This window comes from Sporolactobacillus sp. BBK16-2, from assembly GCF_059878335.1.
On sequence record NZ_CM187611.1, the window covers coordinates 351,341 to 377,542 of the forward strand.

General features: G+C 42.4%; 25 protein-coding genes. 21 read left to right on the forward strand and 4 right to left on the reverse strand.

Going from position 1 to position 26,202, the window contains the following annotated elements; genetic code table 11:
• Window positions 1–246 precede the first annotated feature (246 nt).
• The 6 genes from AC6F33_RS01885 (at window position 247) to AC6F33_RS01910 (ending at window position 7,568) form a co-directional block, all read left to right on the forward strand.
• Window positions 247–1,167, forward strand: a complete 921-nt coding sequence (locus AC6F33_RS01885) for an RpnC/YadD family protein (protein WP_093673251.1) — start codon at window positions 247–249, stop codon at window positions 1,165–1,167.
• A 670-nt stretch (window positions 1,168–1,837) separates the two neighbouring features.
• Window positions 1,838–3,037: a pyridoxal phosphate-dependent aminotransferase gene (locus AC6F33_RS01890; RefSeq protein ID WP_500777604.1), complete on the forward strand. Its 1,200-nt coding sequence runs from the start codon at window positions 1,838–1,840 to the stop codon at window positions 3,035–3,037.
• The gene (locus AC6F33_RS01895) at window positions 3,034–4,041 is read left to right on the forward strand and encodes a D-2-hydroxyacid dehydrogenase (protein ID WP_093673255.1); all 1,008 of its coding nucleotides are present in this window, start codon (window positions 3,034–3,036) and stop codon (window positions 4,039–4,041) included. The genes AC6F33_RS01890 and AC6F33_RS01895 overlap by 4 nt, the downstream gene beginning before the upstream one ends.
• A gap of 15 nt (window positions 4,042–4,056) precedes the next feature.
• Entirely contained in the window at window positions 4,057–4,521 is a 465-nt protein-coding gene (locus AC6F33_RS01900) for a GNAT family N-acetyltransferase (protein ID WP_500777605.1), read from the forward strand.
• A gap of 332 nt (window positions 4,522–4,853) precedes the next feature.
• Window positions 4,854–6,356, forward strand: coding sequence for a MocR-like pyridoxine biosynthesis transcription factor PdxR (gene pdxR / locus AC6F33_RS01905; RefSeq protein WP_093673259.1), 1,503 nt, complete (start codon window positions 4,854–4,856; stop codon window positions 6,354–6,356).
• Window positions 6,357–6,374: 18 nt separating this feature from the next.
• A complete protein-coding gene (locus AC6F33_RS01910) occupies window positions 6,375–7,568 on the forward strand; it encodes an aminotransferase-like domain-containing protein (protein ID WP_255748260.1) in 1,194 nt (397 codons plus the stop codon).
• Between the two features lie 58 nt (window positions 7,569–7,626).
• Here AC6F33_RS01910 and AC6F33_RS01915 read toward each other — a convergent pair whose 3' ends face one another.
• Window positions 7,627–8,193 carry a biotin transporter BioY gene (locus tag AC6F33_RS01915; RefSeq protein WP_255748261.1) on the reverse strand — a complete coding sequence of 189 codons (567 nt, stop codon included), beginning with the start codon at window positions 8,191–8,193 and terminating at the stop codon, window positions 7,627–7,629.
• 175 nt (window positions 8,194–8,368) lie between these two features.
• Window positions 8,369–8,938 carry a helix-turn-helix domain-containing protein gene (locus tag AC6F33_RS01920; protein WP_370646029.1) on the reverse strand — a complete coding sequence of 190 codons (570 nt, stop codon included), beginning with the start codon at window positions 8,936–8,938 and terminating at the stop codon, window positions 8,369–8,371.
• A gap of 176 nt (window positions 8,939–9,114) precedes the next feature.
• Between AC6F33_RS01920 and AC6F33_RS01925 the strand changes: the two genes are divergently transcribed.
• The 12 genes from AC6F33_RS01925 (at window position 9,115) to AC6F33_RS01980 (ending at window position 19,639) form a co-directional block, all read left to right on the forward strand.
• Complete coding sequence (locus tag AC6F33_RS01925; RefSeq protein WP_480947342.1) at window positions 9,115–10,242, forward strand: IS4 family transposase; 1,128 nt, start codon at window positions 9,115–9,117, stop codon at window positions 10,240–10,242.
• 300 nt (window positions 10,243–10,542) lie between these two features.
• A complete protein-coding gene (gene tnpB, locus AC6F33_RS01930) occupies window positions 10,543–11,694 on the forward strand; it encodes an IS200/IS605 family element RNA-guided endonuclease TnpB (protein ID WP_500777606.1) in 1,152 nt (383 codons plus the stop codon).
• A gap of 247 nt (window positions 11,695–11,941) precedes the next feature.
• Window positions 11,942–12,637, forward strand: coding sequence for an AzlC family ABC transporter permease (locus AC6F33_RS01935; protein WP_093672350.1), 696 nt, complete (start codon window positions 11,942–11,944; stop codon window positions 12,635–12,637).
• The gene (locus tag AC6F33_RS01940; RefSeq protein ID WP_093672129.1) at window positions 12,630–12,947 is read left to right on the forward strand and encodes an AzlD domain-containing protein; all 318 of its coding nucleotides are present in this window, start codon (window positions 12,630–12,632) and stop codon (window positions 12,945–12,947) included. The genes AC6F33_RS01935 and AC6F33_RS01940 overlap by 8 nt, the downstream gene beginning before the upstream one ends.
• Window positions 12,948–13,042: 95 nt before the next feature.
• Window positions 13,043–13,159: a putative metal homeostasis protein gene (locus AC6F33_RS01945; protein WP_093672131.1), complete on the forward strand. Its 117-nt coding sequence runs from the start codon at window positions 13,043–13,045 to the stop codon at window positions 13,157–13,159.
• A 31-nt stretch (window positions 13,160–13,190) separates the two neighbouring features.
• Window positions 13,191–13,367, forward strand: coding sequence for a 50S ribosomal protein L32 (gene rpmF, locus AC6F33_RS01950; RefSeq protein WP_500777607.1), 177 nt, complete (start codon window positions 13,191–13,193; stop codon window positions 13,365–13,367).
• 151 nt (window positions 13,368–13,518) lie between these two features.
• Window positions 13,519–16,332 carry a sigma-54-dependent transcriptional regulator gene (locus AC6F33_RS01955; protein ID WP_177184720.1) on the forward strand — a complete coding sequence of 938 codons (2,814 nt, stop codon included), beginning with the start codon at window positions 13,519–13,521 and terminating at the stop codon, window positions 16,330–16,332.
• A 234-nt stretch (window positions 16,333–16,566) separates the two neighbouring features.
• Complete coding sequence (locus AC6F33_RS01960) at window positions 16,567–17,016, forward strand: PTS sugar transporter subunit IIA (protein ID WP_255748267.1); 450 nt, start codon at window positions 16,567–16,569, stop codon at window positions 17,014–17,016.
• A complete protein-coding gene (locus AC6F33_RS01965; RefSeq protein ID WP_093672139.1) occupies window positions 17,013–17,504 on the forward strand; it encodes a PTS sugar transporter subunit IIB in 492 nt (163 codons plus the stop codon). Before AC6F33_RS01960 ends, AC6F33_RS01965 begins: the two co-directional genes overlap by 4 nt.
• 28 nt (window positions 17,505–17,532) lie before the next feature.
• Window positions 17,533–18,333 (forward strand): PTS mannose/fructose/sorbose transporter subunit IIC, encoded by an 801-nt coding sequence (locus tag AC6F33_RS01970; RefSeq protein WP_093672141.1) that lies wholly within the window; start codon window positions 17,533–17,535, stop codon window positions 18,331–18,333.
• A gap of 14 nt (window positions 18,334–18,347) precedes the next feature.
• The gene (locus tag AC6F33_RS01975; protein ID WP_093672143.1) at window positions 18,348–19,184 is read left to right on the forward strand and encodes a PTS system mannose/fructose/sorbose family transporter subunit IID; all 837 of its coding nucleotides are present in this window, start codon (window positions 18,348–18,350) and stop codon (window positions 19,182–19,184) included.
• Between the two features lie 77 nt (window positions 19,185–19,261).
• The gene (locus AC6F33_RS01980) at window positions 19,262–19,639 is read left to right on the forward strand and encodes a hypothetical protein (RefSeq protein WP_093672145.1); all 378 of its coding nucleotides are present in this window, start codon (window positions 19,262–19,264) and stop codon (window positions 19,637–19,639) included.
• 133 nt (window positions 19,640–19,772) lie between these two features.
• Here the strand turns inward: AC6F33_RS01980 and AC6F33_RS01985 are convergent, their stop codons facing one another.
• The gene (locus AC6F33_RS01985) at window positions 19,773–20,930 is read right to left on the reverse strand and encodes a PucR family transcriptional regulator (RefSeq protein ID WP_177184721.1); all 1,158 of its coding nucleotides are present in this window, start codon (window positions 20,928–20,930) and stop codon (window positions 19,773–19,775) included.
• Window positions 20,931–21,155: 225 nt separating this feature from the next.
• On the opposite strand from AC6F33_RS01985, the gene codA reads away from it, so the two are divergent.
• The 3 genes from codA (at window position 21,156) to AC6F33_RS02000 (ending at window position 25,733) form a co-directional block, all read left to right on the forward strand.
• Window positions 21,156–22,427: a cytosine deaminase gene (gene codA / locus AC6F33_RS01990; protein WP_093672149.1), complete on the forward strand. Its 1,272-nt coding sequence runs from the start codon at window positions 21,156–21,158 to the stop codon at window positions 22,425–22,427.
• Window positions 22,424–23,833 carry a cytosine permease gene (locus AC6F33_RS01995; RefSeq protein ID WP_093672151.1) on the forward strand — a complete coding sequence of 470 codons (1,410 nt, stop codon included), beginning with the start codon at window positions 22,424–22,426 and terminating at the stop codon, window positions 23,831–23,833. Before codA ends, AC6F33_RS01995 begins: the two co-directional genes overlap by 4 nt.
• A 643-nt stretch (window positions 23,834–24,476) precedes the next feature.
• A complete protein-coding gene (locus AC6F33_RS02000; protein ID WP_500777608.1) occupies window positions 24,477–25,733 on the forward strand; it encodes an MFS transporter in 1,257 nt (418 codons plus the stop codon).
• Window positions 25,734–25,794: 61 nt separating this feature from the next.
• Here AC6F33_RS02000 and AC6F33_RS02005 read toward each other — a convergent pair whose 3' ends face one another.
• Complete coding sequence (locus AC6F33_RS02005) at window positions 25,795–26,115, reverse strand: helix-turn-helix domain-containing protein (RefSeq protein WP_255748269.1); 321 nt, start codon at window positions 26,113–26,115, stop codon at window positions 25,795–25,797.
• Window positions 26,116–26,202 lie beyond the last annotated feature (87 nt).

A 26,202-nucleotide genomic window follows, 5' to 3' on the forward strand; every position in this document is an offset into this window, starting at 1 on the left:
TCGAGCAGGTGAATTGATCTCTGGTCGCCTTTATGAAGGGTTCGAATGCAGTACCTATGCTCGATTGAAGACACAACCGATGCCGAGTGTTCGGTAACGTCATCCGTGGCACTGTTTTCTCTAAAATACTTGAAGTATTTTTTTTCGATATAAGGTATACTTATAGCAAACACGACCATTTGTTCTCTTCTTGATTTGCTTCACACATTCCTCTTGATCGAAACATACCCCGCAAGGAGGCTTCCTATGTCTATAGACCACGATCGACGCTTTAAAGTCCTGCTTCACGAGTTTTTTGATGAATTTCTCGAAGCCTTCTTCCCAAAGATATACCAGGCACTTGATCTTTCCGACAAGAAATTTCTTTCCGAGGAACTGTTTGCGGATATGGTCGAAGGCGACAAAAAACGGGCAGATGTTATCGCGGAAACAAAGCTGAAATCCAATAAAGATGTCATCCTGATTGTCCATCTTGAAGCACAGAATTATTACCAAGATAATTTTTCCGAACGGATGTACATCTACTACAGCATGATCTATCTGAAATTTCGAAAACCTGTTTTACCCATCGCTATTTTCAGTTATGATGGAGTTAGAGATGAACCGGACGAATTTGTGGTAAAAGTACCGCATCTAATGGTTGTTAACGAGTTCCATTTTCTGAAACTTGAACTTTCCAGAATGAGCTGGCGAAAATTTATGTACAGCAATAATCCTGCCGCCGCCGCGCTAATGAGCAGGATGAACTACTCAAAAAGGGAACGTGTGCAAGTACGACTTGCTTTTATCAGGCAAATGATTACAATGCATCTTGGAGAAGCACGTGAAAGCATGATCAATGGATTTTTCGAAACCTATCTTCAATTAAACAAGGAAGAGGTGGATCAATTGATGGACCAAGCAAAAAAACTCCCGGAAGAAATTCGTGAAGAAGTGCTCAAGTGGCCCAATTCTTTTTATGATCGCGGAAAAAAAGAGGGAATTGAACAAGGCATAGAACAAGGCATAGAACAAGGAATTGAACAAGGCATTGAACAAGGAGAACGAAAAGCAAAAGAACAATTCGTCCGAAAACTGTTGCAAAAAGGAATGAGTCATGCTGAAATCAGCGAGCTAACCGGATTGAGTGAAGTAGCGATTAAATCGATGGAAATCACCGGTGAATGAGCCGAATTATAGAGTTCACCCAATGAATGACCGCCTGCCATATTTGCTAGTACAGGGGAAGATGGAACCTCGTGTTCCAAGAATTGTTTTGGAGCACGAGGTTCCATTTTTTTGCTGTCTAAGAAAGCTGATTGGATGCTAAGCGATTAAAACCACGGTAATTCTTGTCGATACAATTTTATTTACTCTTATAATTGATAATTTCCTTAAGCTTTAGGGCTTATCGGGTTTTGTTGTTTAACGGGAAGTTGAATTTCTTCTGCAATGACGTGGTATTTAGCGAACATACCTGCACTGTATTTTGTGAATGGGTATAAAATACAGTTGACACTTTTTAAAAAGTCTGATATAAATAGAATCACCAACTCAAAGGGAGTTTTAAGTCATGATCAAATCAGGCAAACTCCAATTGAATAACTTTTATTACTACTTTGGTTTCTTTCGTTAGTGTTTGCATTCGCTTCAACAGGGTGCAAACACTTCAGCAGAAGGTTGCATCCATGCGGAAGCCAAGGCGGTACGATTTGACTTGGAAAAATAACCACATGGATTAAGAATCAATAATCCGTGTGGTTTTAATTTATCGCGAGAAATTCCGATCGCCCACGGTTATTGAAGCCGTGGGTGATTTTTTTCGCACAAAAATTTTATAAAAGGCAGGTAACGAAAAATGACCCACTCATTAGTTGGCAAAATGAAAACAGAATTGAGCTTGCTTAAGCCTTCGGACATTCTGAAATTCGATCAGGATATTTCAGGAATCCCGGATATCATTAAATTAACGTTGGGCGAACCGGATTTCAACACCCCCGAGCATATTAAAGAAGCGGGAAAACGCAGCATTGACAATAACCGGAGCCACTATGCACCGCCTGCAGGAACACCAGGTTTAAGAAAAGCAATCAGCAATTTTCTCAAGGAAAAATATAATTTATTTTACAATCCGGATCACGAAATTCTTGTGACTGCCGGTGCGACGGAAGCGATTTACACCGTGCTCACATCGATTTTGAATCCTGGCGATAAGGTGCTGATTCCGACACCGATTTTTCCTTTATACATTCCGGATACGATTCTAGCGAAAGCGGAACCGGTATTCATGGATACCTCATCAAATGGTTTTGTTCTTTCGCCTGAATTACTCGAAGAAACACTTGCAAAGCACGGCGAGGCGGTTAAGGCGATCGTCTTCAATTTTCCGACCAACCCAACTGGTGTGACGTATCGCAGAGAAGATGTGAAGGCGCTTGCCGCGATTTTGGAAAAACATGATCTTTTTGTCATTAGTGATGAGATTTACAGTGAACTCACCTATGGCGAAGGCCATGTTTCCATGGCTGAATATCTGCCGGAACAAACAATTTTGCTTAACGGCGTATCAAAATCACATGCGATGACCGGTTGGCGAATCGGCTTCATTTGTGCACCGGCCGCGATTACGACGGAGTTGAGCAAGATTCATCAGTTCACAATTACCTCAGCGACAACGATGGCCCAGGACGCGGCTCAGGAAGCATTTGAAAATGGAATGGATGACGGTGCGGAAATGCGTGTGGAATATGAAAAACGGCGCGATTTTGTTTATGAAGAAATGAGCAAAGCGGGCTTTGCTTGCGTGAAGCCGGAGGGCGCTTTCTATCTGTTCGCCAAAATTCCGGAAACCATGATTCAAAAAAGTCTTGATTTCTGTACGGATCTTGCATACAAGGCTAAGGTCGCTGTGATACCCGGCGGTTCTTTTGGCCCCGGTGGTGAAGGCTATATTCGAATCAGCTATGCGGCAAGTATGGAACAGTTGACGGAAGCGATGAGTCGAATCGCAAACTATGCGGCGACTATTAGTGAAGAACAAGGGAGCGTGCAGCGATGAAAGTGATTATGTTCAGTGTACGAGACGATGAGGAAGCAGCAATTAGGAATTGGGAAAAGAAAACCGGTGTTCACGTCGACATTAACGATTTGGAACTGGATGCGGAAACCGTGCAGAGGGTCAAGGGTTATGATGGCATCGTCATTCAGCAGCGTAATCGTATTAGTGATCCGGTGATCTATGAGACTCTGGAAAAATTCGGCTTGAAGCAGCTCACATCACGAACCGCGGGTTTTGATATGGTTGATCTTGAACAGGCGACGGCGCATGGTTTGGCTGTGACGAATGTTCCGGCCTACTCGCCGAATTCTGTTGCAGAATTGGCCGTAACGCAGACGATGCGGCTGATCCGCAATCTGCCGCTGTTCGACGCGCGAGGTGCCGAACAGGATTTTCGATGGGCAGGACTTCAAGCACGGGAAATCCGCTCACTGACTGTCGGCGTTATTGGTGCCGGACGAATCGGCGGAACGGTTGCCCGCCTGTTTAAAGGGCTTGGCGCGACAGTGATCGCAAATGATATCGTTGAACGTGATGATTTGCGTGACGTACTCAACTATGTTTCAAAAGAAGAACTTTTGAAGACAGCGGATGTTGTAACGCTGCATGTTCCGCTGATGGAATCAACCACCCATTTGATTGACGCGGATGCACTTGCGTTAATGAAGCGCGACGCGTTCCTTGTGAATGCATCACGCGGACCAGTCGTTGACACAGATGCTTTGATTGCGGCGTTGACTAATAAAAAAGTTGCCGGAGCTGCGCTAGATACATTAGACGGCGAAGAACACTTCTTCAATCAGGATTTGCGTGGCAAGGATATTCCAAGCAAGCAGCTGAAAACACTGCGCGCGATGCCAAATGTATTAATTACGCCGCACATCGGTTTTTACACAAATCTAGCGGTGCAGAATATGGTTGAAATCAGCTTGAATGATGTGCTCGCAATTTTGAAAACAGGTCGGAGCGAGCATCAAGTTAACAAAGTGGCTGTTGAAAGCTAAAAAGAAGGTCAGCTCATGGAGATTGTACAAACAAAGGATGCCGCACTGATCGCCAGGCTGAATGAACCAGTTCAAGCCTTACATGCCGAGCTGTATCCTGAGTACTTTAAGCCGTATCGTTTTAATGAAATTCGTCAATGGTATGAAAGGGTCATTACGAGTTATTCTGATTCAACGTTTTTAGTGATTGAAGACGAAGACTTAATCGCAGGCTATGCTTGGATTCAAGTTTTGAGTCGAAAAGAAAATCCGTTTATGATAGCTCGAACTGCACTCGAGATTCATCAATTCTGCATCATGCGAACCGAACGCAGAAAGGGTTATGGGACTTTTTTGATGAACTATATCGGCCAATTGGCAAAAAACAAAGGGATAAATGAGATTGATCTTGATTATTGGTCGGACAATGAAGCAGCAGAGCTATTTTATAGGAAGCAAGATTTCAAGGTATACAGAAAAGCTGCTCATCGGATCGTGTAAACAAACAACAACTATTTAAGTGAAGGAAAAATGCGTCACGCAGATCATATACTGCGTGATTTTTGTATTCGAAAAGATCTTCATGTCTATCCTATAGTTCTGGATTTTTCTCGGATAAAATGACGAGTTTCCCAGATTGCTTCCCAGTATGACCTATAAATCGTTTTAAACTTTTATGCTTCACAGTTCGTCAACTATGCACTAGATTTGAACAATTTTTTTCATCAGAATTGGATTCACAGCATTAGATCCAATTGGATCTTTTCGGCGGACATTGGTATGGATATGATAAGAATAATCACTTTTCATACTTAATAAAAAAGGAGGCAGCTATGAGACTGGAGATTAACCGAGAGGATCCGATGCCTGTCTATTTGCAAATGGCGAATCGAATTAAGGAACAAATACTGTCGGGAATTCTTCCGGAAGGCTTTGTTTTACCGCCTGAACGAAAGATGGCGGATGATCATCACGTTAGCCGAACAACTGTCATCAAGGCTTATGAAGAACTCAAAGCATTGGGGCTCGTGATGTCCAGAGTTGGACAAGGGACTGTGGTCACTGAAAGGAAACTTCCTGCAACGAATGGATCGGAACCGCTTATTTTTCCGATGTCTTGGTATCCGCTCTTCGATAAAAAAATCACCAATGTTAGCGATACGGTGAGTGAGATCATGTATATCGGCAATCAAGGCAATATGATTTCTCTTGCGGCAGGTATCGGCGATCCGAGTTTGTATCCAGTCGATGAGCTTCGAGAAATTCAAAATGAGCTGCCGATCGACAGTGATCATCTGAATTTATGTCCTGTTGAAGGTTACTATCCGCTCCGCAAAAGTATTGCCCAATTGATGGGTTCTCGCAACTTATCCGTTACTGCAAAAGAAACAATGATCGTGACCGGATCGATGCAGGGCATTGATTTCGCGGCGCGAACATTCTTGTCTCCCGGTGATGCGGTTATTGTTGAAGAACCAACTTTTTTGCAGGCGATTCAATGCTTTAGGGCAACAGGCGCAAGGATTATTGGCATTCCTATGGATGAGGAAGGTATTCGGCTAGACATCCTCGAGGCACAGTTGGCACGGTATAAGCCTAAACTTATCTATACAATCCCTAATTTTCATAATCCAACGGGTGTTTCGATGAGCATGGAACGAAGAATGGGGCTGCTGAAATTGGCGTATCATTTTCAAGTGCCGATTCTTGAGGATGATCCTTATGGAGATATTGCGTTTGATCAAGAAAAATTGACGCCGCTTAAAGCACTTGATCCGTATGGATATGTGATCTATCTCAGTACCTTATCGAAGGTTCTTTTTCCAGGCTTAAGGATCGGCTGGGTTGTTGCGCCGGAGCCAGTCATGAAAAAATTTGTGCTGCTCAAGCAGATTACCGATTTGCATGTGAATACGGATAGTCAGATCTTGATTAACCGATATCTCAGAAAAGGACTTTATGAACCACATCTCAAAAAGATTCTGCCGATCTATAAAAAGAAAAGGGACGTTGCTATTAAAGTGCTTAACGAAGAAAAGGGACTCGTTCATTTTGAACCTCCCGAAGGCGGCTTTTACTTATGGTGCCGAATTCCTTACTCTGTACCGCAAAAGAAATTACTTGCGTTATGCGCGGATCAAGGAATGATCTATACGCCGGGAACGGTGTTTTTCCCTCAAGAAAGCGATGGGGAGCACTGGCTGCGATTGAATTACACCTATGAGACGATAGAACGCTTGACTGAAGGGCTGAACCTGCTCATTAAGGCGATAAAGAAGCTAAGTGTGCAGAATGAGCCATCAGATAAGGAAACCGGCGTACGCCCAATCGTTTAAAAAAGAGAGGAAGATCCCATGATGAAACTTAACTTTTCAGAATGCGCGAGAAGCGTATCCAATTCAGCAACACGAGAAATATTAAAAGTAACAGAGCAGCCTGAGATTATTTCCTTCGCAGGTGGGCTTCCGGCGCCTGAGTTATTTCCGGTAGCAGGTATTAAAGCAGCCTGTGAGGCGGTGCTCGATGAAGCAGGGGAACAAGCGCTTCAGTACAGTACAACTGAAGGTTATCTTCCGCTGCGTGAGGCTATTGCCGAGCGGATGCGTACTCTTGGAATCGTCACGACTCCGGAACATTTGCTTGTTCTCACGGGATCTCAGCAAGGGCTTGATTTGACTGGTAAGCTGTTTCTGGACAAAGGAGATGTTGTGATCTGCGAGAGCCCCACTTACCTTGCGGCGATCAATGCGTTTAAGGCGTACAGCCCCCGATTTGTCGAAGTACCGATGGACGATGGCGGTATGAGAATGGATGAACTTGAGCTGGCGCTCCAGGCAAATCCTAATGCTAAATTCATTTACACAATCCCTGACTTTCAGAATCCGACCGGACGAACGATGAAGCTTGAACGACGAAAAAAGCTGGTCGAACTTGCGAATCAATACAATATTGTGATATTAGAAGACAATCCGTATGGTGCGATTCGTTTTGTCGGGAAGGATCTGCCACCTGTAAAACATTTCGATACCGAGGGCAGAGTGATCTATTTGAGCACCTTCTCAAAGATCTTCGCTCCTGGCCTGCGTCTGGGATGGATCTGTGCTGATGAATCCATTCTTAACAAATACGTTGCGTTCAAGCAAGCGACCGACCTGCATACAGATAGCTTTGCGCAAAGAGTCACGGCAAAATACATGGAGCTTTTTGATCTGGAGGAGCATATTCAAAAAATTAAGGGTGTCTACCGTGCGCGTCGGGAAAAAATGATGGAATGCATTGATGCGTTTTTTCCAAAACAACTCAAGCACAGTGCTCCCGAAGGCGGACTGTTCATTTGGGTGGAGCTTCCTGAAGAGATTAATGTCCAAAATTTATTTAAGAAGTGTTTGGACAACAAGGTTGCCTTCGTGCCGGGGGATTCGTTCTTCCCAAATGATGCAAAGATCAACGCATTCAGATTGAACTACTCGAACATGTCTGAAGAAAAAATTGTTGAGGGCATGAAGCGGATCGGAAACGTTTTAAATGAAACGTTGATGCTCGTGTGAACGAAAAAACAGCTCTTCTGGGGATCGTACCGCCTGAGAGCTGTTTTTTTACGCTTAGTTAAGCTGTTGTTTGCTGATTTCCGGATTTCAATAGTCCAAATTTGGTCAGGCGCTGGCGAACCTGAATGCCGACAACGCTGGCGATGACTGCTTTAACCACACCCACAATGAGGAATGGATAAACACCGGCAGCCAATGACTTCGCCCAAGAAAGGTCGAGGACATATTTCAATTGGATCGTGCCGATTGCTAAGGTGACGAACATGCCGACAATGTTGGCGATGATCGCCATTGGTGTAGTGAATTTCGTGTATTCGAGAATCAATCCGGTAACAAGTGCGGCAACGATAAATCCGGTAATATAACCTCCGGATGGCCCAAGAATAACGCCGAATCCGCCGCTCATTCCTGCGAAAACAGGAAGGCCGATGGCACCGAGTCCGGCGTAAACAATCATTGATACTGTGCCATATCTGCTTCCGAGAACAGTGGCGGTAAGTCCAACAGCCAGCGTCTGACCGCTTATCGGAATAATGGGTAACGGAATGGTGATCTGCGCGAGAATAGCAGTAATTGCCGCAAATAGTGCGCATAAAATTAGGTTCTTTAATCGTGTATGATTCATAATGAATAAGCTCCTTCGTTTATATGTTAACCCAAGCAAATAATAGGTTAACATACATGGAGGCTAATTACTATATTTTTTTATTAAATCGCAGGTGTATTGATTTCAGAATTAAAATACAGATGCACACCAATAAGCCAAAATAAAAACCCAACTCTTTTTAGAGGGGGCTTCACTACATGGAATGATAGGATATAACAAAATGCAGGATGGCTAGTGTTGAAGAAGGGTTAATGTATTTATGATCCAGATCGCCTTTGAATTTAATCGAATCATACGCGTTTAGATGATACGTTTCACCGCCCACTTCCAATTCCAATTCGCCGGACATGACAGTGACGTATTCGTTTACGCCAAATTGATGTGCGGAGGATGGATACTCGGCATTCGGCTGAAGGTAACCGCGATATAATTCATAGAGTCCATGCGATTGGAAGAGGGGTTCGGCAACAAAAATCTTATCTGAGCTGGCTAGCTTCATGCTGTCTTCTTTGCGCGCGATTGACACATCGGACTCTATAGACAGAAGCGCACTGACCGGGATATTCAACCCGTTCGCAATCTTCCAAATGACGGATAGGGTTGGGTTGCCGTCACCGCGCTCAACGTTCATGAGTGTAAGTTTGCTGATACCGATCTTGGTCGCCAAATGCTCAAGGCTCATGCCTCGGCTTGTCCGAAATTGGCGCAGATTGGCTCCAATTCGCTTACCGGCATTGCCGTCTTCCCAAGGGTTGTTCTGCAAGACTATCATCTCCTTGGTACATTTTAATATACAAAAGATCACTAGCGTTGCAGCAATCAAAACTGATGATTCAAAATACTAGGAATAGTCGAATTTAAAGAGGCTAGCCAACAAAAAAATCCTTTACAATGGAAGGATAGGTGATTCTATCCAAATCCAAAGAAAAGGATTCACGCATGGATAAGAATACACATCTCTCTTCATTTTCGCAATGGTTAAATCAGATAAACTTTAAACAGCTTGACGAAACCCTCGGACAAACCGGCGGTGACAAGTACGTGAAAAAGCTGACGACAAAGGCTTATATGACCCTTTTTCTGTATGCTCATCTCCAGAAAGAAGACAGTCTGCGTTCGATTTCGGACTGCGTCTTAAGTGAAGAGCTTCAGAAAGCAACGGGTCTCTCGTCGATCAGCGCCTCACAACTCTCAAGAAAAAATAACTCGGTTGACCCGCAACTGTTGATGATGCTCTTTCTTGATCTGGTCGCCAAGATTAAAGGCAAACGAGCACCCCAAATGGATGAACAGCTTAGGGTTGTGGATTCGACGACGATATCCCTGAATGCTCAGCGCTATCCATGGGCTCACTTTCGCAAAACCAAAGCCGGCGTCAAGCTGCACCTTCGCCTTGTCTTTATGGGAAAAGGGCAAGTGTTTCCGGAAAAAGCAGTCCTTACATCCGCTCAAGTCAATGACCGCTCGCAACTCGATGTGCTCGTTGACGAGAAAGAAGCCATGTATGTCTTTGATCGAGGCTATGTGGATTACCAGGCCTTTGATCGTTTTTCCGAAGAGGGGATGTTCTTTGCTTCCCGTTTAAAAAAGAATGCCGTTATCCATGTCCTGCACAACTATAAAGTCCCCGAGAAAAGTTCTCTTTTATCGGATCAAATGATCCTGCTGGGCAGCATTCAAAACCAAACGGAAAATGCCTTCCGTCTCATCGTGGCGCAAGACGATCAGGGGAAGAACATTCGGATCATCACCAATCGTTTTGACTTGTCGGCGACAGAAATCAGTGATGTCTATCGTCATCGATGGGCCATCGAACTTTTTTTCAAATGGCTGAAGCAACATGTTCGGATCCAAACATTTTACGGACAAAGTGAGAAGGCTGTCCAGAATCAACTACTTTTGGCGTTGATTCATTACAGTCTATTCGTTTTGATTCAGCAGAAACTTAAAACGACGAGTTCAGTACTTCAACTGAACCGATGGTTCAAAGCTGTGCTTTGGAAATCCTGTGAGCAATGGTTCCGCCGTATTCGTTTTCAAATGAATAAAAGGAAACGAGTAACCTAAAGGCACCTTAAAGGCTGTTGACACTTGGACACTGATTAACTGGATAAAATTGTAAAATGGATCGAGTCACCTTTTAGGTGGACATTAACTTTTTTGGCTTTGGTAGAAAAAATACAAATTCTGAATAATTCGTCAATATTTATGCAACGCTAGTGACAAAAGATAAATTAATATATACTTGATTTCCTGCGTCCTTACTCGTGACTTCAGTCATGAGTAAGGACGCCCTTCTTTTGTAAAAAAACGAACATTTGTGCTATATTTAAGGTAACCATTTTTTACAAAAAAGGAGGAACGGCTGTGCTCATCCAAAAGGCGTTTAAGTTTCGGCTTTTCCCTACGGAAGAACAAGCCGTTCAAATCAATAAGTCCATTGGATGCAGCCGGTTTGTCTACAATCATTTTTTAGACTGTTGGGAAAAGACCTATAAACAAACCGGGAAGGGCTTAACCTATAACACCTGCAGTAAAGCCCTGACGCAGCTCAAAGCCGAGCTGCCTTGGCTCAAAGAGCCGGATAAGTTTGCCTTACAGAATAGCTTAAAGAACCTTTCCAAGGCTTATGACCGGTTCTTTAAAAAACAAGCCAAGCATCCTCGCTTTAAGAGTAAAAAGAATCCGAATCAGGCGTATAAGACCTGCTTCACCAATCGCAATATTGAGGTGACGGATCAAACAATCAAACTTCCTAAACTGGGCTGGGTGCGTTACGCCCGCTCTCGTCAGGTGAAAGGACGCCTTTTATCTGCCTTTATCAGGCATGTGCCGAGCGGCAAGTATTTTATTTCGCTCGTTGCGGAAGCGGAAGTAAAAGAACATCCGAAAACCGGCAAAGCAGTCGGCATTGACTTAGGTTTGCTGGACTTCATGACTTTGTCTACCGGAGAAAAAATCACCAATCCCAAGTTTGGGCGTTCCATGGAACAAAAGCTTCGCCGTGAGCAGCGAAAGCTGTCTCATCGCTACGAGGGAGCGAAAAAGCGAATCCTAAAACAAAAGAATCTAACCTTAATGGATGCGCGCAACTATCAGAAACAAAAGATTAAGGTTGCTCGTCTTAAAGAAAAAATCAGTAACCGTAAGACAGATTTTTTACATCAATGGTCCACGAAACTGGTCAAAAATCACGACCAGTTGGTGGTCGAAGACCTCAACGTCAAAGGGTTACTAAAAAACCATCATTTAGCCAAAACCATTAGTGAGGTCAGTTGGGCAGAATTTGTGCGTCAACTCACGTATAAAGCTCAATGGTATGGCAAAACACTGATAAAAATAGATCGCTTCTTTCCCTCTAGCCAGAGGTGTGCCACTTGCGGGCACCAGGATGGAAAGAAAGCGCTTCACATCCGGAAATGGGACTGCCCGCAATGCGGGGCTCACCACGATCGAGATGTCAATGCAGCTCTCAACATCTTGCATGAAGGGCTAATAAAGCCTTCAATTGAGGGCTGAATAAAAGCTAAGAACCGTCGGAACGACGGGGTTCGCCTGCTCAAAGAAATGAGCCGCTACCCAATGATAAGTCGTGTTGGGCAAGCTTATTGTTCGCAGGAACTTTTGATTGAGAGATCAGAAGCCCGCGACTTTAGTCGTGGGAGGTTCACGTGGTGATTATATTATAATGTACAATAAGTTAATTTTAGTATACTATTTTCAGATAATATTCACACGGAAAAAATAGAGAAGCGAGGGAATGAAGATGCTTCATCGAAAAAAGTCGGCGTTGAAAACAGCGGGCGCGGAGGCACTGCCGCTGGCTATTGCGATTGCTGCCTATGGCATGTCCTATGGTGTTCTTGCCACGCAAGTGAACTTTACTTTGCTTACGACCGTTGCTATGTCTGTGTTTGTGTTTTCCGGATCTGCTCAGTTGGTTGCAGTGGCAATGCTGGCCGGTGGGGCAGGGACAGCGAGCGTTCTGCTGACCGTTATTTTACTGAATCTGCGCAACCTTCTTTATGGAGCGGCATTATCGGAGGGGCTTGCACCCGCGAAAAAATGGACACGCCTGCTCGCTTTCGGTATATCGGATGAGCCGTTTGTCTTAGCGAGCGCGCGCTTCAAGAAAGTCGGCCCGGATCCTTTTTATTTCGCTGTCGTTGCCGGTATCTTTTACATTGCGTGGATCCTTGCGGCACTGTTCGGAGCGCTCATCGGCAATCAGCTTGATCCGCAGAAATGGGGTCTTGATCTCGCTTTTCCGGCAACGTTCGCGGCACTGCTTGTACCCGGATTGAAGGGAAAACCGGTCATTGGGACAGCGCTCGCCGCGGTGGTTATTGCGCTTGTCCTTGAATTTATTAAACCGGGGAATGAGCTCACGATTATTATGACCGGTCTTTTCGCACCGCTCGTCGGACTCTATTTACATAAAAGGGGGCGTGCGCATGCTTAATCAGTGGCTTTTGATCGGTGCGCTTGCGCTCGTCACCTATTTGTCTCGTGTGATCGGACTTGAATTTATGTCGCGCTGGAAAATGAATGCGACGCTTCGTCTGTATTTCACCTATGTCCCGATCGCAATTATTTCGGCACTGCTCGTGAAACAGATCGTGCTGCCCGTTCATGGCGGCTTAACTCTATCGATTCCTGTTTTACTCAGCTGCATCGGCACGGCTGCCATGATCCTGCTGACGAAACGTTTTTTGCCATCTGTAATGATCGGTGTACTGATCGGCGTGCTGTTCCGATATTTTTTTTCCTAATAAGCTATGGTTTAAGCTCAATCTATTGTGTTTTGGCTAAACGTACGTTAATATAAATCGTAACAATTACGATTTATATTAAGGAGGAACCTGTCATGGCAAACAAAACTAAACTTTCGAGTGCGCGCAGGGAACTGAAAAGTCCAAACAAAAAGACGCATCGACGCGCGCTCAAAATGATTAAGCAAATGAAACACTTGAAAAAAGGATGACCCCTTTAACGAATACTTGGGAGGTTTCAGCATGGCTGTACCAAAACGAAGAACATCGACGACACGAAAAAACAAGCGCAGAACGAGTAAAGGCTTGAGTGTCCCGACGCTTTCGCGTGATCCACAGACAGGAGCATATCATCTGTCCCATCGCGTCAGTAAAGACGGCACGTATAAAGGCGAGCAAGTGATTGAACCGAAAAAATAAGAAAATGCTAAGTAGAAAAGACGACCTGTATCTTCATTTTTGACGATACGGATCGTTTTTTCTTTTTACAAAAATTCGCATGAAAGCGTTTTTATTATATAATGAAGGAAAACATGTCAATCATGAAGAATTATTTAGAGAGGTGAACCCAATGGGACGGCGACGTGAAAGAATTTATAGTGAATTAGCCAAACGATGCGCTCAGTTTGATAAAAAGGCGCTTATGGAAACCTCAGGAATCACAGCTTCCGACCTTGCCGAGGTTCTTGACATCATGCGAAGCAATGTCAGTTCAGAACTGAATGAGCTGGTCAGAGAAAAGCGTGTCATCAAGTTTGTTACTCGCCCGGTACTGTACGTGCCGGCTGAACTCATACGATCACAATTTGGCGATGTGGTTAGAGAGTATGAGGTAAAGGCTGCTTCTCTCAAGGAATTATTGAATCAAGAGAACACTCATGATAAAAATGAGGATCCCTTTTCACATCTTATTGGTGCAGATAAAAGCTTAAAAAACAGCGTGAAGCAGGCAAAATCGGCGATTGTCTATCCGCCGAGAGGTTTGCATACGCTGATTCTTGGTCCCACAGGTTCCGGGAAGACGCTGTTTGCACATATGATGTATAATTATGCGCAATCCATCGGCAGAATCAATGAGAAAGCACCGTTTGTCGATTTTAACTGTGCGGATTATTACAATAATCCGCAGCTGCTGATTGGGCAGCTGTTCGGTTATATAAAAGGTGCGTTTACAGGTGCGGCACGTGATCAGGATGGAATAGTTGCCAAGGCAGACGGAGGAATTTTATTTCTTGATGAAATTCACCGTCTGCCCCCGGAAGGACAGGAAATGCTGTTCTATTTTATGGATACCGGCCGCTACAGTAAATTAGGCGAGACGGGGAATAAGCGAGAGGCACATGTTCTGATTATCGGGGCGACGACTGCTGATCCGGAATCGGCACTGCTGCAAACCTTCTTGAGACGAGTACCGGTCATGATCAACATTCCGAACTTCCAAAGCAGAAGTATAAGCGAGCAAATAGAGCTGACTAAATTCCTGCTTTCCAGAGAAGCACATCGCACAAGCCATAAGTTTCATGTAAGCTCCGATGTGATCAAGGCACTGATCGGCAGCGTCACCTTTGGAAATATCGGTCAGCTGAAATCGAATGTGCAACTGATCTGCGCGCAAGGATTTCTCGACAGTATGAATAACGACTTTGTCCAGCTTGATGCAAAAATGCTGCCGGCGGAAATGCAGGAAGGCTTGCATCGAATCTCGCATCAGCCTCAAATCAACCAGCAACTGAATAAACAGCTCCCGCTATTTCTCATTGTAACCGGAAGCAAGGATCCATTGCTTACTGACATCGATCAGTATGAACCGCCTTTTGATTTATACAAAATGATTTCGGGAAAATACGATTCACTGACACAAGAAGGCTTGTCCACGCACGATGTGCGCAAGTTTATTGCCGAGGATATTAAAGATCAGGTGAAGAAATTTTATCAGAAGACAGCGAAAGATATGTTGACGGCGGTTGTGGATCAACGGATTCTGGGACTCTCGAAAGATCTGGAGGCAATCTGCACACAGGTACTTGGCGAACACTTAAGCAGTCAATTTGTTTCCCTATTATCTGTCCACCTTTCTTCATTTCTTGAGCATCCGTTGCGCAAAATTGACTGTTCTCCCGATGTGAAGCAGACGATGTTTACCTATGCGCAAAAGGATTATGAGGCGGCAGGAAATATAGCAAAACTAATTGATGAGCGGCTACATGTGGAACTGCCTGAGGTAGAGATTATTTATATTGCTTTTCTGCTTGGTTCGTTCGTTGAACTGTCGCAGCAGCGCAATGTCGGTATCGTTGTTGCAGCGCATGGTCCGCATACGGCAAGCTCAATGGTAAGCGTTGTAAAAGAATTGATGGGGGATTATCCGATTGAAGCCGTGGACATGCCGCTCAGCTTGAATTTCGGCGATATCTTTGAAAACATTATTCAAGCTGTTCAATCCGTTGATCAAGGTGCGGGCGTCTTAATGATGGTCGATATGGGATCGCTTTACTATTTTGAAGAAAAAATTGCGCATGGTGCAAAGGTACGTGTCAAAGCGATCGATATGGTATCGACACCGATGATTCTGGACGCAGTTAAAAACGCCAACTACCTGCATATGGACTTAAAAGGAATTGTTGATTCACTCTTCAAACTGCGTCAAACGGTTGGCATGGAACGACAAACGACGAACAGTCTGCGTCAAAAAGCCATTTTGACCATCTGCACGACAGGAAGCGGTATCGCAAAGCGAATTAAAAATATTGTCAGCATGTATATTCGCAATATTACGGATGAAGAAATCAGTGTGATTCCCATCTCTATTGAAGGACTATATGACGTAGCACAGAGAATGCAGACGAAATATGATATTGTTGCGAGTATCGGCGCGAAGAACCCCAAGCTTGAAGGTGTTCCTTATATTACCCTGTCTCAATTTGTCGGCGGCGAAGGACAAGAAATACTCCAATCTATTTTAGCGGGGAAATCTCTGCCAATTAAGGATAATCCATCGCATGTTATTGTTAAAGGCGTTTGTGAAGACAGTTTGCAGGATATGCTGATGTATCTTAACCCAAGACGAGCAGTCGCAGCCATTCTTGAATTTAATGATGCAGTAGAAAAAGCGCTGCATCTTCATTTTAAAAATGCGACGCAGATCCGCATCATCATGCATTTGGCCTTCGCACTCGAACGTGAGGTTGCACACACACCGTTGAAATATGAAGGCGAGCTGAGCAGCGAAAAGAAACAGCTGTTTCATCAACTGGAGAAAACGCTAGAAGTGCTCAACTTCAAATTAAATATTCAACTGAGTGAAGGCGAATTTTATTATTTTATTGATATGTTGATTGATGAATTGGGGAAAAACGTATTATTTGCTCGTACTTCACAAATCTAGTGTGTTATTTTGAGTACCGTTCAAAACACAGTGTGTTGTTTTCGACGATTTCAATGATTAGTGAGTTATGAAACAGAACAGTGTATTATTTTTGAAATTTAGTGTGTTGGTTTTTGGAAGCATAATAGAAAAAACGTTTATCAGAGCCTATTTACGGCTCTTTTTTTTTAAAACACAAAATTGGCACGATACTTGCTTATATAAAAGTGTACAGAGAGAAAGGAGGAGAAAAAAGTGGTCGCAATCGTTATTGCTACACATGGAGATCTTTCAGATGCGTTAATGGGCACTGCTAAGATGATCTTCGGAACTATTGAAAATGTTGCTCAGGTCACATTTAAACCAGGGGAAGGTATTGAAAATCTGCTCGACAAATATCAGGCAGCCAGTGAAAGCTTGGAAGATGATCACATTCTGTTCCTTGTCGACCTGTTTGGTGGGAGCCCTTACAACGCGGCGAGCCGCTTTGTTGCAAGAAAGGAAAATATGGATATTGTAACCGGCGTTAACCTTCCGATGTTTGTGGAAGTTCTCGGTAAACGCTTGGCCGGCGGAACGCTTGAGGAACTCGTACAAACAGCCAAGACTGCCGGAGCGGACGGTATTAAATCATTCAAAGAAATTTTTTCACATCAAACATTAGCAAATAGTGCCAAAGAAGACGAGGGAGATGAGTTAGGATGAAAATTAAATGGTTACGTATTGACTCACGATTAATTCACGGACAGGTGGCAAACAACTGGGTAAACCATGTGGGTGCCGGAACGATCATTGCAGCAAATGACAGCGCTGCCAAAGATGATTTGAGAAAAACTTTGCTTCTGCAGGTAGCTCCGGGACGAACAAAGTCCTATGTCATGACGATTGATAAAACAGCGCGCTGCTATAAGAATCCATCCTATGAAAATTTGGATGTACTGCTGGTTGTTGAAACGCCTAAAGATGTACTTCGCCTGATGGATGCTGGTGTGGAAGTCACTCAGGTGAATGTCGGAGGAATTACCTTTAAAGAGGGCATGACGTTAATCTCTGAAGCAGTATCGGTCAGCCCGGAAGACGTTGAAGCGTTTAAAGAGTTAGACAAACGTGGTGTTAAGCTGATTCTTCAACAATTGCCGAACACAAACGCGTCTGACTTTATGAATCGGCTGAAAAGCAAAAATCTATTATAAAAACAAAATAGAGGGAGGGTTTTAGACTATGAATACCATGCAATTTATTTTAGTTATTCTTGTAGCACTTATCTGCGGGATGGCGAGTGTGCTCGATGAGCGCCAATTCCACCGCCCAATTGTCGCATGTACACTCATTGGACTCGTTTTAGGAGATTTGCATACCGGTATTATTCTAGGTGGTAGTCTTGAATTGATCGCACTCGGCTGGATGAACGTTGGTGCCGCAATGGCGCCGGACGCAGCACTAGCCTCAACAATTTCAGCAATCGTTGTTATTGTCGGTCACCAATCCATTGGTGAAGGAATTGCGATTGCTGTACCGCTTGCTGCAGCAGGCCAAGTATTAACCATTTTTGTTCGTACGATTACTGTGTTCTTCCAACATCAAGCCGATCACTTTGCGGCTGAGGCAAATTTTCGAGGGGTTGAATGGTGTCATATAGGAGGCTTGTTCCTGCAGGGCTTACGTGTTGCCATTCCAACTGGAGCAGTAGCTGCAATTGCCGGAACTAGTCTTGTCAGCCAGTGGCTGGATGCCATTCCTCCGGTCGTTACACACGGCCTGCAGGTTTCCGGCGGATTCATTGTTGTTGTCGGGTACGCGATGGTTATTAACATGATGAAGGCACGTTCGCTGATGCCATTCTTCTTCATTGGGTTTACCCTTGCTACATTTATGACAGGCATCAACCTTGTTGGTCTCGGTATTCTCGGTGCATGTGCCGCGGTTGTCTATGTTCAGTTGAACCCGGATTTTCATGACTCAATTAAAGCTCCAGCTGCTGCCACAAATGTCGGATCCGATGACGACGATGTATTAGGATAAGGAGGGTGAAAAAAATGACAGAAGTGAAAAAAGTAGAATCGTTAACGAAAAAAGATATCATCAGTACTTATTTTCGAAGCACATTTATGCTAGGTTCCTTCAACTTCGAACGTATGCAAGCGATTGGTGTCGCGGTGACAATGATTCCGGCGATCAAACGCTTTTACCATAAAAAAGAAGATCAGGCCGCTGCGTTGAAGCGTCACCTTGAATTCTTCAACACGACGCCATGGCCGGCATCAGCAATCTTCGGTGTTACCGCTGCTATGGAACAAAAAAAGGCAGAAGGCGGCGATATTGATGAAGCCGCAATTACCAACGTAAAAATCGGTTTGATGGGACCGCTCGCCGGTATCGGTGATCCAATTTTTTGGGGAACGGCGCGCCCGATCCTTGCAGCTCTTGGCGCTTCGCTTGCTATGAGCGGAAGTATTCTCGGACCGCTGCTCTTTTTCTTCGGAATTAACATCATCCGTATGTTGACGAGATGGTACGGATTTAAGGTCGGTTATACTCAAGGTACGGACATTGTTCAAGACGTTGCCGGCAACCGTCTTAAGAAATTAACGCAAATGGCTTCTGTACTTGGTTTGTTCGTTATGGGATCACTGGTATCAAAATGGACCAGCATTAAAATGCCGCTTGTTCTTGTATCGTACAAACAAGCAGGGAAAGTCGTTGACACAACCATGCAGGGGATTTTAGATTCACTGCTTCCAGGTCTTGTTGCCTTACTGATGACTTTCGGCTGCATGTGGCTGCTCAAGCACAAAGTCAATGCGATCTGGATCATCTTCGGTATGTTTGCAATCGGTATTCTCGGATACTGGGCTGGTATCTTCGGACTGTAAGATGGCTGATACGGTTGCGCGTCACTTGTGCATGATTCATTCATAACTTTTTTGTAAATCGGCTAGGAGGGATTTCGATGTTTAACAGCTTGAAAGCATTTCTACATCCAAACAATAGACCTGAAGGCTATGTGTACAGTTCTTCAAAGTGGGTGACGATCCTAATGGTGATCGGTATCCTGCTCTACACAATCACTGACGGGTGGGGAACCTTGGTCGCCTTATCGCTTGCGGTCGCCTTACTGATCGGACGATACATGCTGGCCAAACAAGCTGCAGGAGATTTTCTTGATATGCACCAAGCCAAAAAAGGCTACGCGAAAACAAGAAATAAAGATTATCTGCGCTTTATTAAAGCCCGCGGCGAGCAGATGCTCAATGACAACAAGGTACTCACGAAAGCTGCCAAGGAAGAAATTCATCAACTTCTAGCCTATGCAGAAAAATATCTCTGATTCTTGCAGCCGGTGACGCTGCCAATATAAGAATAAAAAACGTGAAGGAGCTTAGGTTCCTTCGCGTTTTTGTTTAAACCATGTGAGGTTGGAGAATATGCATAAAAAACGAAAATAAGTTAAATTATTGATGTCACTGTGTATCAAGTCTATTAGAATAAAATTGTCTGGTGAGTAGAGCTGTAGTCAAATTATAAATATCCTGAGGGTCTTTAAAATTACAATTCAGTAATTCCTCTATTTTTTCGATCCGATAGGTCAATGTGTTTCGATGAATAAATAGCAGCTCAGACGCACTTTTATAATTGCAATTTGATTTTAAAAAGCATTCTATTGTTTCCAACAATGCTGTTTGATGTTTTTGATCATATAAAATAATAGGTTCTAAAATATTTGAGAAATACTCATTTAAAGAGTCCAATCTACATTGTGCGAAAAGTTTAATGATACCGCTATTACGATATGAACAAATCGTTTGATTGTTTAATTGTCCTGCCCATAGGGCACACTTTGCTTCCATAACAGACTGGTTTAGGGAGGATTTTAAGGATAATTTATTACTATAACCAATAAATATGGTTGAATTATTGTGAGTTTTAACACGAAAATAACGAATGATATTTAAGAAAAATGTATGATCAATATTTGTATCTAGTTCTGCCAGAAAATAAATTAAACAGCCACTAATTGCGAATAAACCGGTTCTTAAGAAATTTTCTGAAATGAACTTTGCATAACTATGTGTCTGTTCATTTTTTGAACGGCCATTAATAATAATCAAAACATAATGATCGAATTTAGGTAAATGGATTTCACTAATTATTTCCCCAATAGTTCTATCTTTCTTATTTAGCTCTTTAATCATTTTTTCAAATAAACCGCGATCAATTTTGTTATCTTTATTATTTGCGTAGAGATAATCGGAAATGCTTTTTGTGACGTGAATCATTGGGATATCCCACGGCATGGAGAACAGCGGAATAGCAAACTTATTGCAAGCTGCAATTACTGAATTTGGTATTACTGGAATGTAATCTGGACTTGGAAGAATAATTATTCCGGAAATGTTACTAATATAGCATTTATAGATAAATTGTTTTAGACTATTTTCATTCATCTTCATACCTACACCGGTCATAAATAGAATCTCAGATCCTTGAACCCATTTTTCTACATCAAGATTTTGACATATATAGGGCCATCGGACCTGTCGATTTAATCCACTTTTCCCCGCAAGAAAATCAATTTTATTAAATGCTTCAATGCGCATAATATCCTTCACAGTAACCATAATCATTATCATCTCCTTGTATCCTATCCTAATTTAAATGACTTAGCTCAAAAATTTATGTGATATTAGTTATCATAACACGTTCAATTTTAAGCATAGGGGATACTATGCATCATTCATAACGAAATGGGTTAAAAATTGTAACATGATACTAAAGAAAAATATTTTTATAAATATTAGACTATTTATAAAATAATAAACAATAATTTGATAGGAGTTGAAAAAATGATTATTAAAAACTGTCGTTTAAGGAAAAAGAACGGTTTATGGGACATTGAAATTGAAAATGGCATTTTTTCAAAAATTTATACAGCTGGCAGCAACAAAGTGATTAATAATCATAGTGAAATTGTTGATCTTGGCGGAAAACTTGTTACCGCCCCTTTTGTAGAACCGCATATTCATTTAGATTATGTTTTTACGGCAGGGTATCCTCGGAATAATGAAACAGGAAGTTTGTTTGAAGCAATTCAAATTTGGGCAGATCGTAAAAAGCTGAAACCATTTACGAAGAAAGAAATAAAGGAAAATGCATGGAAAGCATTACGGTTATTAATTAAAAATGGGATCCAATTTGTGCGCACACATGTTGATATTTGTGATAAAAGTTTATTGGCATTAGAAGCCATTAAAGAAGTTCAAATAGAAGCCAAAGATATAATTAAGATTGAAATTGTCGCATTTCCTCAACAAGGTATCTATGGATACCCGGATGGAGAAAAGCTTCTTGAAGAAGCAATTCTACACGGTGCAGATGTAATTGGGGGTATCCCACATTATGAAATCACTAGAGAATATGGACTAAAGTCTCTCCGAAAAATCTTTGATCTTGCCATAAAATATGATAAAAAAATTGATGTCCATTGTGATGAAATTGATGATGAACAATCTCGTTTTATAGAAACACTAGCTGCAAATGCCTATGTAAATGGTTTAGGATCAAGAGTGACAGCTAGTCATACAACGGCAATGCACTCCTATAATAATGCCTATTGCTATAAATTATTTTCACTTCTGAAGAAATCGAATATTAACTTTATTTCCTGCCCAACTGAAAGTATTCATCTTCAAGGAAGATTTGATAGTTATCCAAAACGTAGAGGAATTACTCGGGTTAAGGAGCTGCATGATTGTGGATTAAACGTCTGTTTTGCAGAGGATTCGATCATGGATCCTTGGTATCCTGCCGGTTCTGGAAATATTATGAGAATTCTTGATATGGGACTGCATGTTTGTCAAATGATGGGCCATGAAGAAATCGCTAAATCTTTGGATTTAATTACAGATAATGGTGCGAAGACGCTGGGTATTGAAAGCGAGTATGGATTGGATGAAGGAAAACCAGCAAGTTTCATTGTAATAGATGATGAAAACGAATTTGATGCAGTACGTATGCTTAGTCCTGTCATTTTGTCTGTGCATAAAGGGAAGATTATTTATCATAGGCAACAGCACAAAATGCTGAAGATCAATGGTATGGAGGAGGTCACAATATGAGCGATAAAAAGATTATTGAATATTCAGCACTTGACCCTGTTCCAAAGAATCGTCGTACAATGAATTTTTTTGACATGCTGGCTACTTGGACGGGTGCCAATGCTAACAATGGGACTTGGTATGTTGGAGGGGTAGTTGGCGCTGCAGGATTCGGCGGTGCACTTATTGTTACTCTTGTTTCCAATCCGATTGCATATTTATTAATGGCGATTATTGGGTTTATGGGTTATAAAATCGGAACTTCAACAATGTCATTGGTACGCCCATCTCTTGGGATAAGAGGAAGCTATATTTTATCTATTTTTAATGCCTTACAGTACATTGGTTGGACAGCAATAAATACATTTTTGGCTGCAATTTCCATTAGCTTTATTCTGAGTGAACTAATCCAGGCTCCACCATATGGAGCATCCGGTGGTAATAAAACAATGCTTATTGGAATAGTCATTATGACTATTTTACATTTCTTATCCATAATGATGGGTCACAAGTCTGTAAAATTTGTAGAAAGAATTGGTATGGTTCTTATCTTAATTCTTGGTGTATGGGAGATGGTTGCGGTACTCAGTCAAGTTTCACTAGAACAAATCATACATTGGCAGCCTAAAGAAACATCACATATGCCAATAGGAACGGCAATGGACACCATGGCTGCATTCAGTCTTGGCTGGATTCCAGTCATTGCTGACTTTACACGCTATACAAAAAGAAAGGTGGATGCCACAATTGCACCACTGGTTGGCGCAAATATAGGATTGTTCTGGTTTGTTTTTGTCGGACTGGTTTCAACCATCGGAACAGCTTTGTCCACAGGTGTGTATGATCCGAATAATTCAGATCCGAGTACCATTGCAAGTAAGTTAGGACTTGGTGTCATTGCATTTCTAATTATAATATTTACAAGTACAACAGCAAATGCCATTGATTTAATGGGTGCGGGTATATCCATAACTAACTTGAATAAAAAGTTTAAATCCATACCAGCATTGTTTATTTCTACAATCTTGGCTGGAATACTTACTGTTGTACCCCTATATTTTGGCAATTTCCTTGGCGCTTTTGAAACGCTGCTCAATTATATCAATATGGTTTTTGGCCCTATTTTCGGAATTATGATTGTTGATTTCTTTTTACTAAAGAAGATAGACTATTGTGTAGAGGAGCTTGATAAAAAAGGTGGAAAATACTGGTATTTTCATGGATTCAATCTCGCATCTGTATTTTCTTGGGGTATCTGTATTGGATTTTATTTGATAGGAAATCGAATCGGACTATTCTCATCAACAATTGGTGTGACCTTTCCAACCATTGCACTGTCAGCAATTTTATACTATGTTATATCTAAATGTGTAAATAAATTTTCAAGTAATACCAAACAAGAGGGTATGTCTTTGGAAAATAAATAATTCGACTGCACTATGGATCTTTCTGAAGTTTACTAAGGAAAACTTATTTATTGTTTGTCATAATTACGACACAAAATCAATTTGTTTATAAGTCGTACTGCTCATTCTTCATTTTCAATTTTTTATTGGAAAAATGAGCAAGTGTACGACTTGTTTTTATTAGGAGCAGTTGATTTTCGTTGCTCGAGTAGTTGTTAATCAATTTATTAGGTGCAATTATTGATTTGATTTCTTTGGAATATGAATGGAATTTAGAAAAAATAAATGAGAGCAGAGCACTAATCCAATATATTTAGTGAAGAGCCAAAGTTATGAATGGTATCTTCCGCTTATAGATATAATTAAAGCGAAGAGTACAGTTTAAACCAACGTTTACTTAAACTCTAGCCTTGTCTGTATGATTCATGCGCGGTATGATGAAAATAATTGAAATTTGGAGGTGAGAAAGGTTTATGAAGCTGACTTTATCCTGTGTGCGCACATTGATTGCTGCTAAAAACGGGAGATTTGCGCCCTTTTTTAAGCAGCGATTGCGGGATAAAGCATGATCAATGTTCACTTTTGAAGATCAGGGCCAAATCAGGCGGGTGGGTTCACCAACATGCCGCAATCGCAAAAACACGAGCGATGCGGAGGATGGATCATGAACGACCTGATAAAAAATAAAAATTTTGTTTCACTCTTTTTTGGACGATTAATCTCCAATATCGGTGATAGTCTCTATTATATCGCTGCGATGTGGCTTGCCTATAATTTGGGCGGCTCCGCTTTCTACTCGGGGCTTGCCGGCTTTTTGACGCTCCTCCCGGAATGTCTCTCCTTTTTAGTTGGTCCAATTGTGGATCGGATGAATCTGAAAAAAGTGCTCGTCATTCCTTCGCTTTTTCAAGGGATGCTTCTTTTGCTTGTCCCCACTCTATACATGACTCATTTACTTACGGTTACCGGTGTGCTGATCATCATGCCCTTGATCGCTTTAATTGATTTATTTCCTTATCCTGCCGAAGGCGCGCTGATTCCAAGATTGGTGAAGAAAGAGCAACTGGTTGCGGCAAATAGTGCGATGAGCTTTTCCTATCAGGGAACGGATCTGATCTTCAGTATGTGCGGCGGCTTTCTGATTTTGTTCACCGGCGCGGTGAATCTGTATCTTATTGACACGTTTACTTTCTTTATTGCGGCAGCATTTTTTGCGACCATACGTTTAAAGGTGTCGAATCAAATAGCACAGCCTTCATTTAATTTTTCGTCTTACCGGGCGGATTTGGCTGCTGGGTTTCGCTTTGTAATGCAACCTTTGAATCTCAGCCTGTTGCTGCCGCTTTTGGGTATAAACTTTTTCTTAAGTGCCGTACTCGCGGCCCTGCCGTCGTTCGCAAATCAGCTAGGCGGCCCGGGGAAATATGGAATTCTGCTCACCTGTTACACATTGGGATTTTTGCTTGGAACGCTGACCTCATCCTTTTTATCTCGAAAAATGACGATGGGCATAGCACTGATTTTCGGTTATGCCGGGTCCGGTATCATGTGGCTGCTGGCTGCGTGGGCAGCGGATCGTTTCTTTATGCTTTGCTGCGTTTTTATTGTTTTGGCTAATTTCCCGGTCGGGGCAACGAATATCCTGTTCAGTACTTTTTTCCAAGTGATGCCGCCTCAGGACATGATCGGACGTGTGTCTGCGGTTATCGAAACGCTGATTGCGGCCGCAATGCCGCTTGGAGCATTGTTCGGCGGCATAATCACACCTTGGCTAGGCAGTACGCCTCTGTTTCTCTTTCAAGGAGGGGTTGTTCTGGTCACGTCGCTGATTTGGATATTGAATAAGAAATTGCGGCAGATTCCAAGATTGGAAGAACTTAACGGTGGATCGGGTCACAAGTTGTCCGACATACCCGAATAAAACATGGACAAATCACGTGATTACGGAGGAAAAATGGGAGCTGGTCTTTTGAAGAAAGAGATTAATCGAGGTTACGCCTCACTTTAATAAATGCAACGATTTCTTTTTGTTCCTCTTCTGTGAGTGCTTCCCCATCAATAATTAAACAGCAGTTCGCTTCTTGGGGTTGGTCGAGATGAATGTTTGGTTTATAAGGCCGATCAACTAATGTATCTAGAGAAGTCTTAAAAAAATCAGCTATTTTAATCAACGCGTCAATCGGTGGCTGACGGTAGCCGGTTTCATAGCTGGCGTATGTACTTTTAGCGATTCCGAGAATATCGGCCATGTTCTGGATCGTTAATTTTTTTTTCTTTCTTAATGTAATTAATTGATCAAGCATCCGAACACTCCCCCAGTAGTCAGTTTACCTCTAGATACACGTATAGTAAACATTTTGTTGAAAAATATGGAGAAAAAGTTATAATGA

What these genes read in the sequence shown, in the direction of transcription:
- rpmF (WP_500777607.1), top strand. Translation starts at nt 13,191, where the DNA reads ATGGCTGTACCAAAACGAAGAACATCGACGACACGAAAAAACAAGCGC.
- AC6F33_RS01915 (WP_255748261.1), bottom strand. Translation starts at nt 8,193, where the DNA reads ATGAATCATACACGATTAAAGAACCTAATTTTATGCGCACTATTTGCG.
- AC6F33_RS01945 (WP_093672131.1), top strand. Translation starts at nt 13,043, where the DNA reads ATGGCAAACAAAACTAAACTTTCGAGTGCGCGCAGGGAACTGAAAAGT.
- AC6F33_RS01940 (WP_093672129.1), top strand. Translation starts at nt 12,630, where the DNA reads ATGCTTAATCAGTGGCTTTTGATCGGTGCGCTTGCGCTCGTCACCTAT.
- AC6F33_RS01985 (WP_177184721.1), bottom strand. Translation starts at nt 20,930, where the DNA reads ATGGTTACTGTGAAGGATATTATGCGCATTGAAGCATTTAATAAAATT.
- codA (WP_093672149.1), top strand. Translation starts at nt 21,156, where the DNA reads ATGATTATTAAAAACTGTCGTTTAAGGAAAAAGAACGGTTTATGGGAC.
- AC6F33_RS01890 (WP_500777604.1), top strand. Translation starts at nt 1,838, where the DNA reads ATGACCCACTCATTAGTTGGCAAAATGAAAACAGAATTGAGCTTGCTT.
- AC6F33_RS01995 (WP_093672151.1), top strand. Translation starts at nt 22,424, where the DNA reads ATGAGCGATAAAAAGATTATTGAATATTCAGCACTTGACCCTGTTCCA.
- AC6F33_RS01900 (WP_500777605.1), top strand. Translation starts at nt 4,057, where the DNA reads ATGGAGATTGTACAAACAAAGGATGCCGCACTGATCGCCAGGCTGAAT.
- AC6F33_RS01970 (WP_093672141.1), top strand. Translation starts at nt 17,533, where the DNA reads ATGAATACCATGCAATTTATTTTAGTTATTCTTGTAGCACTTATCTGC.
- AC6F33_RS01895 (WP_093673255.1), top strand. Translation starts at nt 3,034, where the DNA reads ATGAAAGTGATTATGTTCAGTGTACGAGACGATGAGGAAGCAGCAATT.
- AC6F33_RS02000 (WP_500777608.1), top strand. Translation starts at nt 24,477, where the DNA reads ATGAACGACCTGATAAAAAATAAAAATTTTGTTTCACTCTTTTTTGGA.
- pdxR (WP_093673259.1), top strand. Translation starts at nt 4,854, where the DNA reads ATGAGACTGGAGATTAACCGAGAGGATCCGATGCCTGTCTATTTGCAA.
- AC6F33_RS02005 (WP_255748269.1), bottom strand. Translation starts at nt 26,115, where the DNA reads ATGCTTGATCAATTAATTACATTAAGAAAGAAAAAAAAATTAACGATC.
- AC6F33_RS01980 (WP_093672145.1), top strand. Translation starts at nt 19,262, where the DNA reads ATGTTTAACAGCTTGAAAGCATTTCTACATCCAAACAATAGACCTGAA.
- AC6F33_RS01965 (WP_093672139.1), top strand. Translation starts at nt 17,013, where the DNA reads ATGAAAATTAAATGGTTACGTATTGACTCACGATTAATTCACGGACAG.
- AC6F33_RS01885 (WP_093673251.1), top strand. Translation starts at nt 247, where the DNA reads ATGTCTATAGACCACGATCGACGCTTTAAAGTCCTGCTTCACGAGTTT.
- AC6F33_RS01925 (WP_480947342.1), top strand. Translation starts at nt 9,115, where the DNA reads ATGGATAAGAATACACATCTCTCTTCATTTTCGCAATGGTTAAATCAG.
- AC6F33_RS01910 (WP_255748260.1), top strand. Translation starts at nt 6,375, where the DNA reads ATGATGAAACTTAACTTTTCAGAATGCGCGAGAAGCGTATCCAATTCA.
- AC6F33_RS01935 (WP_093672350.1), top strand. Translation starts at nt 11,942, where the DNA reads ATGCTTCATCGAAAAAAGTCGGCGTTGAAAACAGCGGGCGCGGAGGCA.
- AC6F33_RS01975 (WP_093672143.1), top strand. Translation starts at nt 18,348, where the DNA reads ATGACAGAAGTGAAAAAAGTAGAATCGTTAACGAAAAAAGATATCATC.
- AC6F33_RS01955 (WP_177184720.1), top strand. Translation starts at nt 13,519, where the DNA reads ATGGGACGGCGACGTGAAAGAATTTATAGTGAATTAGCCAAACGATGC.